This is a genomic window from Micromonospora phytophila, from assembly GCF_023656545.1.
In the GTDB taxonomy this organism is placed as follows: Bacteria; Actinomycetota; Actinomycetes; order Mycobacteriales; family Micromonosporaceae; genus Micromonospora; species Micromonospora phytophila.
Window position 1 is genome coordinate 1 of record NZ_JAMOKF010000199.1, and the last position, 10,311, is coordinate 10,311.

Sequence of the window (10,311 nt, forward strand, 5' to 3'; positions counted from 1 at the left end):
GTGACCCGATCCGCCCTGGCCCGACCCGCCGTGACCCGATCCGCCATGGGCCGGGGCCGGCCTAGGGCCGGTCGGGGCCGCGCCCGGAGGGAGTGGGGGCGGCCCCGCCCGGGGATCAGGTGGTCGCGGCGCAGGTCAGGCTCGGCGCGGTGTTGCCGCCGGCCCAGGAGCCGAGGAAGCCGAACGTGGTGTTCGCCCCGGCGCCCAGCGTGCCGTTGTAGCTGACGTTGCGCGCGGTGACCGCCGCCCCGCTGCTGCTGACCGTCGCGTTCCACGACGAGGTGATCCGCTGGCCGTCGCCGAAGGTCCAGGACACGGTCCAGCCCTTGATCGCCGCGCCGCCGGCGGTCACCTGCACCTCACCCTGGAAGCCGCCGGACCACTGCCCGGTGACCCGGTACGTCGCCGAGCAGGCGCCCGCTGGCGGCGGGGTGGTCGGCGGCGGCGTGGTGGGCGGGGGCGTGGTCGGCGGCGGGGTGGTGGGTGGCGGTGTCGTCGGCGGGGTGCCCGGCCCGCCGGAGAAGTCGACGTCGCTGCACAGGTAGTACGACTGGTCCAGGTGGCTGGCCTGCCAGATGGTGTAGAGGACGTGCCGGCCGGTGCGCCCCGACGCGGTCGCCGGGATCTCGATGGAGACGCCGTTGGTCTCCGGCTTCCACTGCGACGCCGGGGTGTTGCCGATCTGGCCGACCAGTTCCAGGTCGTCCCAGCCCAACGGCTCGGTCAGCGGGTCGAAGCCCTGCTTCGTCGCGTACACCCGGATGTAGTCGGCGCCGTGGCTGGCCTGGTCGTACAGGCGGACCTTGAAGCTGTTGCCCACCGGGGCGGTCTTCCAGGCGCCGACCGCGTCGAGGGAGTTGTAGCGCCCGCCCTCGGTACGCCCGCCGCTGCAGAGCTGGCCGTCCGGGATGGCGGCCCGGTGGTTGCCGGCGACGCCCTCGCGGAACAGGCCGTTCCAGTTCCACATGGTGTTGGGGTTGGCCTGCCAGGCCTGCCAGCACATCGGATCCTCGGTGGCCATCCGGGGATTCTGGAAGTCGCTGGCCCAGCGTTGCCAGCAGCCGTAGTTGCGCGAGGCCGGGTCGACCACCGAGCCGTGCGCCGAGACGGGGTTGGCCAGGGCGGTGGTCAGCAGGAGGGTGGCGGTCGCCGCGACGGCGAGCAGCCACAGGACGCGGGGTGATCGGAGCAGAGTGGACACGTGAGCCCCCGAGGGGAGAGGTCGGACTGCGACGACGCCCGGACGACGCGGGAGTTGCCCCTCCCGTGCCCGTTGCGTGGCTCCCGCGACGGCTCTGCCCGGCAGACTCGCACAGTCATCGGCTCACGTCAATGCCGTGGGTCCGGGGTGGCGACGCCGGTCAGGGCTCCCGGCGCATCGGCGTGTGCGGGATGCCGTCCTCGAGGTAGGCGGGGCCGCTGACGGTGAAGCCGTGCCGGGCGTAGAGGTCGACCAGGTGCGACTGGGCCTCCAGCACGCAGGGCCGGTCACCGACCACCTCCAGTGCGGCGGTCAGCAACCGCCCGGCGTACCCGCCGCCGCGGGCCCGCGGCGCCACCACCACCCGCCCGATCCGCGCCACGCCGCCCGGGTCGGCCAGGATCCGCAGGTACGCCAGCGGGGTGCCGTCGGCGGCGAGCCAGAGGTGGCGGGTGCCCGGCTCGACGTCCCGGCCGTCGAGCTCGGGATAGGGGCACGCCTGCTCCACCACGAACACGTCGATCCGGAGCCGGAGCAGGTCGTGGAAGGTGCGGGTGTCCAGGTCGGCGAAGGAGGCGACGCGCACCTCGGGGTTCTGCGGCACCCCGCGATGTTAGGCCGCGTCCACCTGCTCGGCGGTCGGGGTGGCGCGGGCGGCGGCGCGCCGCCGGCGTACCACCGTGCTGCCGGCCGCGACCGCGAGCAGGGCGACGGCGACGGCCGTGACCACCCACGGGCCGAGCCCGTCCAGCCAGCCACTGAGCGCGGACTGCACCCGGCCGGCCGCGTCGACGACCGGGTCGTCGGCCGCCCGGCCGGAGAAGAGCCGGATCTCGTACCAGCCGTACCAGGCGACGTAGCCGCCGGTGAGGACCAGCAGCAGGCCGGCGATCCGGCCGAGCAGCGGCGCGGCCCGGCGGGTGCGGCGCACGAGGGACTCCCGGGCGAGCGCGACGGCCAGCGCCGCCGCCCCGACCACCAGCCCCATCCCGACCGCGTACGTGACGAAGAGGCCGATGCCGGCGACGGGGCTGCCGGCGCGGAACCCGGCGACCACCACGGCCAGGAACGGCCCGATCGTGCAGCCGAGGGAGGCGATCGCGTACGCCGCGCCGAAGAGCGCCATCGAGGTGAAGCGCATCCGCACGGCGGGCCCGGTGGCCAGCTTCGGTGTGAGGGTCGGCAGTTGCCGCCCGGCGAGCAGCCAGCCGCCGGCCGCCACCAGAGCCAGCCCGATCAGCACCGACACCCATGGCAGCCGACTCGCGACGGCGTCCGCGGCGGGCCCGGCGAGCAGCCCGAACGCGCCGAACACCGCCACGAAGCCGACCGTCATCGCGCCGGTCAGCGCCAGGGCCCGGCCCACCGGCGCGAGCGGTCCGCGCTCCGCCGCCGGGCCGTCGCCGAGCACCAGCACCGAGAGGTACGCGGGCAGCAGCGCGAAGCCGCACGGGTTCACCGCGGCGAGCAGCCCCGCGCCGAGGGCGAGACCGTAGGGGGCGTCGGGCATGTCAGCTCAGCCCGGCGACGCGCGTGCGCAGCTCGGCCTGGGACAGCGGGCCGTTGTGCACGACCTTCCCGGCCGAGTCGAGCAGGACGTAGTGCTCCTGGCTGGTGACGTCGAAGCGGCGCCACACCGCGCCGTCGTCGTCGGCCAGGTGGGGAAAGCCCGTGATGCCGGTGTCGCGGGCGAAGCGCTTCATCGCCTCGGCGCCGCTGCCCAGCCCGGCCACGCCGATCAGGTTCACCCGGGCGGCGTTGTCGCGCTGCACCGCGGCCACCTCGTCGGCCACCCCGCGGCAGCGGGTGCACCAGGCCGCCCAGAACCACAGCACCGCCGGCTTCCCGGCGAGGCTGCTCCCGGCGAAGGAGCCGCCGTCGATGGTCCGGGCGGTGAATTCCAGCGTCTGCGGCACGCGGGCGGCCGGGCTGGCGCTCCCGGTGGCGCTCGCCTCGACAGTGGGCGTCGCGGCGGCGCCGGCCGTGGTGGCCGGGGCCGCGCCCGGTGACGGCTCACCGCCGCCGCCGCAGGCGGTAAGGCCCAGGACGGCCGCCGTCAGGACGAGCGGAACGATCCGTGCTGTGGTGGCTGGCATGTCCGGATGCTAGCCGGGCCGCAGGGCGCGCCGACCTTACCGCTCGGTTACGCGCCGCCGGGATGGTCGGCCGCCACCGCGGGTTCCTCGACCGCCGCGACGGGTTCTCGTCAGGCTGGGCGGGCGCCGATCGCGTCGCGGATCTGGGCGCCCTGGTCGCCCTCGACGGCGCGGGCGCAGTGCGCGCAGCAGAAGAATCGGCCGGACACTTCCACGCCGTGGCCGACAATCTTGATCTCGCAGTGCTCGCAGACGGGCGCCATCCGGTGGATCGCGCACTCGAAGCTGTCGAAGGTGTGCACGTCCCCGCTGACGGTCCGCACCTCGAACGCCATCCAGTAGTCGTTGCCGCAGACCTCGCAGGTAGCCATGATGAAACCCCCCTGAAATGGACAAGTCACCTCAGCGTGGAGCAATCGCCGCACGCCGGCAACCGGAACGGGTGAACCTGATCCGGTTCCACGGCGAGTCGTCCCCGGCGTGTCGGCCGTTGGTACCGATGGAACGCCTCGACTCCGGAGGGAAACGTGATCAAGCGCAACAGGCTGTTCGGCAACCAGACCAGGGTCACCTTCTGCCTGCCCCGGGACACCCCGCCCGGCACGGTCAGCGTGGTCGGCTGCTTCAACGGCTGGGAGCCCGGCCGGCACGAGTTGGTCGCCCGCCGCGACGGGACCCGGACGGTGACCGTCCGGCTCGGCCCGGGCGAGTACCGCTTCCGCTACCTCGCCAGCGACGGGGTCTGGCTCGACGACGACTCCGCCGACCGGGTGGACGAGCGCGGCAGCCTGCTGCTGCTCTGAGCGGTGTGCCGCCTCGCCGGGGCCGTGGCCCCGGGCCGATGGCCCGTCCCACCGGCTGAGCGACGGCGGCCCGCCGCTTGCGTCGGAACCGACCGGGGCGGCGGGCCGGACGCAGGGAGCGCAATCAGATACGTCGATGTTTTTATTGACAGGAGTCTTTACTGTTAACAAGGTTTAAATTATGTTGGGTGGCACCTCACCAGCTCGATGCCCCGAAGGAGCTGCCACCATGCGTCGAAGAATCACCCTCCCGCTCCTGGCGACGGGCGCCGTCGTCTCCACCCTGGCCGTCGCGGCGCCCGCCCAGGCGCACGGCTACGTCTCCGGGCCGCCCAGCCGCCAGGCGCTCTGCGCCCAGGGCCGCGTCCCGGACTGCGGGCAGATCAGGTACGAGCCGCAGAGCGTCGAAGGCCCCAAGGGGCTGCGCAGCTGCCATGCCGGGATCGCCCAGTTCGCCGTCCTGAACGACGACAGCCGGGGCTGGCCCGCCACCTCGGTGGGCAGTTCGGTGACCTTCACCTGGACGAACACCGCCCGGCACGCCACCAGCAACTGGGAGTACTACATCGGCGGCACCCGGATCGCCGTCTTCAACGGCGGTGGGCAGCAGCCCGGCTCGACGGTTTCGCACACCGTCAACCTGGGCGGCTACTCCGGCCGGCAGAAGGTTCTCGCCATCTGGAACATCGCCGACACCGCCAACGCGTTCTACTCCTGCGTGGACGTGCAGGTCGGCGGCGGGGCGCCGGGCCCCAGCCCGACGCCCACCACGTCACCCACCCCGGCGCCCACGCCGACCGCCACGTCTTCCCCGCCGGCGCCCGGCGGCACCTGGACCGCAGGCCGGGCCTACCAGGTCGGTGACCAGGTCACCTACGGCGGCGCCAGCTACCGCTGCCGCCAGGCGCACACCGCGCTCCCCGGCTGGGAGCCGCCGAACGTGCCGGCCCTCTGGACGCAGGTCTGACCGTACGGCTGCGGCCCGCGCCCGTCGTGCGCCGCAGCCGGCGACACCCCCGCCCCGATCGGAGAACGGCATGCGCCGCCGGCCGCCCGTCGCCCTGCTCGCCGCCCTGCTGCTGACCGCCGGCTGCGCCACCGGGCCGATATCGCCGCCACCGCAGTCGCCCCGGCCCGCCACCGGGGCGACCGGTGAGCGGGTCAACGGCCTCGACCTGGTCTTCCTGACCACGATGGTGGCGCACACCGAGCAGACGCTTCAGATCGTGCGGCTGGGCCGGGACCGGGCGAGCGACGAGGAGATCAGGACCCTGGCCGCCGCCATCGAGGTGACCGAGGCCGACGAGCTGGCGACCATGCGCGCCTGGTTGCGCGACGCCGGACCGACCGCCACCGCCGGCGGCCACCGCCACGAACACGCCGGGCACGCCGATGCCGACCTGGCACGGTTGCGGGCCGCCCCGCCGGCCCAGGCCGACGGGGTGCTGCTCGACGTGCTCAGCGACCACCAGCAGGCGGCGGCGGACCTGGCCCGGGCGCACCTCGACGTGGGCGCCAGCCCCCGCGTACGGGACCTCGCCCGGCGCATCGAGCGGTCGCGGACGGCGCAGGTCACGCTGATGGCGGCGATGCCGGCCGCCCGCCGCTGAGCGGCCGTACGCGCGCATCGTGGATGTCGAGCGGCGTCACCCGTCCATCGGCACCAGGACCGGGCAACCCGGATCAGGCGTCGGCGCGCGGCTCCAGCCGGATGGAGACCGAGTTGACGCAGTGCCGGGTGTCCTTCGGGGTGAAGCCCTCGCCGTGGAAGACGTGCCCCAGGTGGCTGTCGCAGCGGGCACAGCGGATCTCCGTGCGCGCCATGCCCAGGGTGCGGTCCTCGATCTCCTTGACCCGGCCCGGGATGGCGTCGTCGAAGCTCGGCCAGCCGCAGTTCGAGTCGAACTTCGTGTCGCTGGAGAAGAGTTCCAACCCGCAGGCCCGGCAGTGGTAGACGCCGGGCGTCTTGGTGTCGACGTACTCGCCGGTCCACGGCCGTTCCGTGCCGGCCTCGCGCAGCACCCGGAACTCCTCGGGGCTGAGCCGGACCCGCCACTCTTCCTCGGTGCGGGGCAGTTCGCTGTCGTCAAGACTCACCCGTCAACGGTACGCCGGACGTCGCACCCGTGGCATATGGTCGCGCAATGGGTGGCACGAAGGCCGCGGCCGCGGAGATCGAGGTGGCCGGGCACACCGTACGGCTGACCAGTCCCGACCGGGTGATCTTCCCGCAGCGCGGCTTCACCAAGGCCGACGTCTTCCACTACTACCTCGCGGTCGGCGACGGGATCATGCGCGCACTGCACGACCGCCCCACCACGTTGCAGCGCTTCCCTGAGGGCATCGAGGGGGAGATGTTCTTCCAGAAGCGGGTGCCCACCCGGGGCGTGCCGCCGTGGGTGCGCACCGCCACGATCAGCTTCCCGAGCGGGCGCAGCGCGGCGGAGCTCTGCCCGGCCGACCTGGCCCACGTGGCCTGGGCCGCGCAGATGGGCACCGTCGTGTTCCACCCGTGGCCGGTCCGCGCCGACGGGGTGGACCACCCCGACGAGCTGCGCGTCGACCTCGACCCGCAGCCCGGCACCGACTTCGCCGACGCGGCCACCGCCGCCGGCGAGCTGCGCGGGATCCTCGACGAGCTGGGCGTCCCCGGCTGGCCGAAGACCTCCGGCGGGCGCGGCGTGCACGTCTACCTGCGCATCGCGCCGCGCTGGACGTTCACCGAGGTGCGCCGGGCCACCATCGCGCTGGCCCGGGAGCTGGAGCGGCGCCGGCCGGAGCTGGTCACCACCGCCTGGTGGAAGGAGGAGCGCGGCACCCGCGTCTTCGTCGACTACAACCAGATGGCGCGGGACCGGACCATCGCCTGCGCGTACTCGCTGCGGGCCACCGCCCGGGCCACCGTCTCCACCCCGGTCACCTGGGACGAGCTGCCCGACGTCGACCCGGACGATTTCGACCTGCGCAGCGTCCCGGCCCGGCTGGCGCAGCGGGGCGACCCGCACGCCGGCATCGACGACGCCGGGTGGGACATCACCCCGCTGCTGGAGTGGGCCGACCGCGACGCCGCCGCCGGCCAGGGCGACATGCCGTACCCGCCCGATCATCCGAAGATGCCCGGCGAGCCGAAGCGGGTACAGCCCTCCAAGGACCGCGACCGCCCCCGCTGACACCGGCTGGAGAGGCGGAAGTCCGAGCAGTCGAGCCGGGACTCGCCGACAATCTGCGAGTCCTCGCGTCGGCCGGCTGGGCCGGTGGGCCGCCGGGCCTGTTCGCGCTTCAGAAAGGTTGGCGAGCCGTCCAGGCCAGGAACCTGTCGAACAGCTCCCTCGGGGACGGCCCCGGGTTCGGGTTGAGGGTCATCAAATCCGCGGTGGCGTCGAACAGGATGCCCGCCATGTAGACAGACAGCCCTACCCGGTCCCGCCGGTAGTCCATCAACAGCAGCAGCCTCGCCGGCTGGCACGGCCAGGGAGCGGCGCACACCCGACACAACCACAGGGGCCGCATCGGTAGGTGCGGGCGGATGGTCCGCCGCTGGCGGTCATGGACCGGCGAGAAGTTCGGCGTAGGCATACCACTTACGGTGACCGGGGCGTTGACCTGAGTCAAGGAGTCGGGGCAACTGTCTAGCGTCCGCCGTATGGAGCTGGTGGGAGCAGCGGAGATCCGTGTGATGCTCGGTGGCATCAGCAAGCAGCGGGTCTACGTGATCACCAGTCACCGGAACTTCCCGGAGCCGGTGGCGGATCTGGTGCAGGGCAAGGTCTGGTTGAAGTCAGACGTCCAGGCGTGGATCAGAGAGCATCGGCCGGAGCTGGCGACAGACTGAGACCGGTCCTTCGGCCCGCCCTGGTTGTCTCAGATCGGAACGTCCGGTGGCGCGAGTTCGCCCCGCGAGCCGGCGGAGTGGCCGTGCGCGTTCGGGCACACTCGTCGACATGACCTCCACCTCCGGTGTGATCCGGCGGCTGGTCGGCGTGTATCACGCCGACGGCGGCCTGCGTGGCGAGCTGGCGTACGTCATTGGCAAGGTCCGGGGCACCGCGGAGTGCGCCCTCTGCGACGTCACCCACGGCGTCCTCGGGCGCCGGCGCGAGTGGCGGGAGCTGGTCCCGGAGCTGGGCGTCCCCGTCGACCTCGTGCACCTCAACGAGCGCGACCCCGAGGTCCACGCCGCCAGCGAGGGTCGTACGCCCTGCGTGCTGGCGCTGACCGACGGCGGCCCGGTGCTCCTGCTCGACCCCGCCGAGTTGGCCGCGCTGGACGGCAGCGTGTCCCGGTTCGCCGAGCGGCTGCGGGCCGGAGCGGACCGGGCGGGGCTCGACTGGCCGGCGCCGGCCGGATAACGATCATGTAACGGGCGCGAACCTTTCCGGACCCGTCACCGCTCTCCCTGGTCGTCGGCCCGACGGGGGCCAGGGGAGGGCGTCGGATGAAGCTGGTGTGGAGGCGGGCCCGCGAGGCGCGGGGGCTGCTGCTCGCCGCGGTGCTGGCGGCGTTGGTGGCGGTCGCGTGGGTCACCGGGCTCTCCGACTACAACCGCCGCGCCGTCGACGCGGGTCAGCGGGCCATGCTCGCGGCGGCACCGCTGGAGGAGCGCACCCTGCTGGTGAGCGGCGCCGCGGGACGGGACGCGGCCGAATTCACCACCCGGGACCGGGCCGTGCGGGACGGCTTCGCCGCCGACCTCGGCGGCGCGCCGGTCACCGTCTTCGCCGGCCGGTACGGCGGTGGGCAGGAGCTGACCGGCGATCTGGGCCCGGTGGTCCGGGAGGACGACGACCCGGTCTTCGCCAGCTTCGCGACCTTCGACGACCTGGCCGGACACGCGGACCTGGTCGCCGGCGCGTGGCCCACTCCCGGGGCGAGCCCCAGACAGGTGACGCTGCCGGAGAAGGTCGCCGCCGCGCTGGGGATGAGCACGGGCGAGCGGGTGCCCGTGCTGGACCGCGCCTCCGACCGGTCCGGCGAGGTGGTCGTGGTCGGCACCTGGCGGCCGCGCGATCCGGCCGACCCGTACTGGCGGTTGGCGCCGGGTGTGGGGGCCGGCAGCGCGGCGGACTCCGCCACCTCGTACGGCCCCTTCCTGCTCGACCCGGCCGACTTCGTCGCGGTCTACCCGGGGGCGGTGTCCGCGTCGTGGGTGGTCGCCCCGGACCTCGCGGCCGTGGCAGGCGCCGGCCGGCTGCTCGACGTGCGGCAGGCGCTGACCGACGCCGCCACCGAGGTGCCCGAGGCCGCCGGGCTCGGCTCCTCCGCCCAGGTCGTCACGGCGATGGACCGGATGCTCGACCGGATCGCCCGGGCAGACCTGGTGGGACGTTCCTCGCTGGCCACCCCCGTGCTGCTGATCGTGGTCCTCGGCGGGTACGCGCTGCTGCTGGTGGCCGCCCTGCTGCACGAGGACCGGCGGAGCCAGACCGCCCTGCTGCGGGCCCGGGGCGCGGCGCGGCGGCAGCTGAGCAGCCTCGCCGCCCGGGAGGCGACCCTGGTCGTCCTGCCCGCGGCCCTGCTGGGGCCACTGCTCGCCGGTGGGGTGCTGAGCCGACTGAACGGCGCGAGCCGGGAAGCGATGGCCACCACCGGCGGCTCGACGCTGCTGTGGGTGGTCGCGGCCGCCACCGCGGCCGGCTGCCTGGCCGCCATGGTCGCCCCGACGCTGCGCAACGCCGGAACGTACGTGGCCGACATGGCGGCCCGCTCCCGCCCCACCCGCGCCGCCGCCGTGCAACGGGCCAGCGTCGACCTGCTGCTGGTCGGTTTCGCGGTGCTGGCCTGGACGCAGCTGCGCCAGTACTCCTCGCCGGTGACGGGTGCCGGCGCGCGGCTCGGGGTGGACCCGCTGCTGGTGGCCGCCCCGACCCTGGGCGTGCTCGCGGGCGCGGTCGTGGCGTTGCGGCTGCTGCCGCCCGCGACCCGCTTCGCCGAGCGGTTCGTCGACCGCAAGCCGTGGACGGCGACCATGTTCGGCATGTGGCAGGCCGGTCGGCGGCCGCACGCCGGCCCGGTACTGCTGCTCGCGCTCGCCGTGGGTGGCAGCACCCTGGCCTGGTCGCTGGTCACCACGGGCGAGCGGTCGCAGGTCGACCAGGCCGACCACGGCGTCGGCGCCGACCTGCGGCTGGTCGAGCGCAGCGGGACCGGTCCCGACGGCCGGGGCGGCGAGTTGGCCGCGCTCCCGGGTGTCGACCGGGCGCTGCCCGCCTGG

At 74.2% G+C, this 10,311-nt stretch carries 14 protein-coding genes; 7 read left to right on the plus strand and 7 right to left on the minus strand.

What is annotated here, in order from left to right; translation table 11 throughout:
• Positions 1–115: 115 nt before the first annotated feature.
• The 5 genes from NCC78_RS20965 to NCC78_RS20985 all read right to left on the minus strand — a co-directional run bounded on the left by NCC78_RS20965 (position 116) and on the right by NCC78_RS20985 (position 3,668).
• Positions 116–1,201 (minus strand): lytic polysaccharide monooxygenase auxiliary activity family 9 protein, encoded by a 1,086-nt coding sequence (locus NCC78_RS20965; RefSeq protein WP_372495169.1) that lies wholly within the window; start codon positions 1,199–1,201, stop codon positions 116–118.
• Between the two features lie 160 nt (positions 1,202–1,361).
• Positions 1,362–1,805, minus strand: a complete 444-nt coding sequence (locus NCC78_RS20970) for a GNAT family N-acetyltransferase (protein ID WP_250796452.1) — start codon at positions 1,803–1,805, stop codon at positions 1,362–1,364.
• Positions 1,806–1,814: 9 nt separating this feature from the next.
• The gene (locus tag NCC78_RS20975) at positions 1,815–2,711 is read right to left on the minus strand and encodes a cytochrome c biogenesis CcdA family protein (RefSeq protein ID WP_250796453.1); all 897 of its coding nucleotides are present in this window, start codon (positions 2,709–2,711) and stop codon (positions 1,815–1,817) included.
• A 1-nt stretch (position 2,712) separates the two neighbouring features.
• Positions 2,713–3,297 (minus strand): redoxin domain-containing protein, encoded by a 585-nt coding sequence (locus NCC78_RS20980; protein WP_250796454.1) that lies wholly within the window; start codon positions 3,295–3,297, stop codon positions 2,713–2,715.
• A gap of 110 nt (positions 3,298–3,407) precedes the next feature.
• Positions 3,408–3,668: a metallothionein gene (locus tag NCC78_RS20985; RefSeq protein WP_250796456.1), complete on the minus strand. Its 261-nt coding sequence runs from the start codon at positions 3,666–3,668 to the stop codon at positions 3,408–3,410.
• A 156-nt stretch (positions 3,669–3,824) separates the two neighbouring features.
• Here NCC78_RS20985 and NCC78_RS20990 point away from each other — a divergent pair, with 156 nt between their 5' ends.
• From NCC78_RS20990 to NCC78_RS21000, 3 genes are all read left to right on the plus strand, one after another.
• Positions 3,825–4,100 carry an isoamylase early set domain-containing protein gene (locus NCC78_RS20990; RefSeq protein ID WP_250796457.1) on the plus strand — a complete coding sequence of 92 codons (276 nt, stop codon included), beginning with the start codon at positions 3,825–3,827 and terminating at the stop codon, positions 4,098–4,100.
• A 229-nt stretch (positions 4,101–4,329) separates the two neighbouring features.
• Complete coding sequence (locus NCC78_RS20995) at positions 4,330–5,067, plus strand: lytic polysaccharide monooxygenase (RefSeq protein WP_250796459.1); 738 nt, start codon at positions 4,330–4,332, stop codon at positions 5,065–5,067.
• Between the two features lie 70 nt (positions 5,068–5,137).
• Positions 5,138–5,710, plus strand: coding sequence for a DUF305 domain-containing protein (locus NCC78_RS21000; protein ID WP_250796461.1), 573 nt, complete (start codon positions 5,138–5,140; stop codon positions 5,708–5,710).
• Positions 5,711–5,783: 73 nt separating this feature from the next.
• Here the strand turns inward: NCC78_RS21000 and msrB are convergent, their stop codons facing one another.
• Positions 5,784–6,197 (minus strand): peptide-methionine (R)-S-oxide reductase MsrB, encoded by a 414-nt coding sequence (gene msrB, locus NCC78_RS21005; RefSeq protein WP_250796463.1) that lies wholly within the window; start codon positions 6,195–6,197, stop codon positions 5,784–5,786.
• Positions 6,198–6,244: 47 nt separating this feature from the next.
• Here msrB and ligD point away from each other — a divergent pair, with 47 nt between their 5' ends.
• Positions 6,245–7,270 carry a non-homologous end-joining DNA ligase gene (ligD, locus tag NCC78_RS21010; RefSeq protein ID WP_250796465.1) on the plus strand — a complete coding sequence of 342 codons (1,026 nt, stop codon included), beginning with the start codon at positions 6,245–6,247 and terminating at the stop codon, positions 7,268–7,270.
• Positions 7,271–7,379: 109 nt separating this feature from the next.
• Here ligD and NCC78_RS21015 read toward each other — a convergent pair whose 3' ends face one another.
• Positions 7,380–7,676 (minus strand): hypothetical protein, encoded by a 297-nt coding sequence (locus NCC78_RS21015; protein ID WP_250796466.1) that lies wholly within the window; start codon positions 7,674–7,676, stop codon positions 7,380–7,382.
• A gap of 67 nt (positions 7,677–7,743) precedes the next feature.
• Here NCC78_RS21015 and NCC78_RS21020 point away from each other — a divergent pair, with 67 nt between their 5' ends.
• From NCC78_RS21020 to NCC78_RS21030, 3 genes are all read left to right on the plus strand, one after another.
• Positions 7,744–7,932: a hypothetical protein gene (locus NCC78_RS21020; RefSeq protein WP_250796467.1), complete on the plus strand. Its 189-nt coding sequence runs from the start codon at positions 7,744–7,746 to the stop codon at positions 7,930–7,932.
• 109 nt (positions 7,933–8,041) lie between these two features.
• Positions 8,042–8,449 carry a hypothetical protein gene (locus NCC78_RS21025; protein ID WP_250796469.1) on the plus strand — a complete coding sequence of 136 codons (408 nt, stop codon included), beginning with the start codon at positions 8,042–8,044 and terminating at the stop codon, positions 8,447–8,449.
• Positions 8,450–8,535: 86 nt separating this feature from the next.
• A partial coding sequence (locus NCC78_RS21030; RefSeq protein WP_308220929.1) for an FtsX-like permease family protein occupies positions 8,536–10,311 on the plus strand: 1,776 nt, incomplete at its 3' end.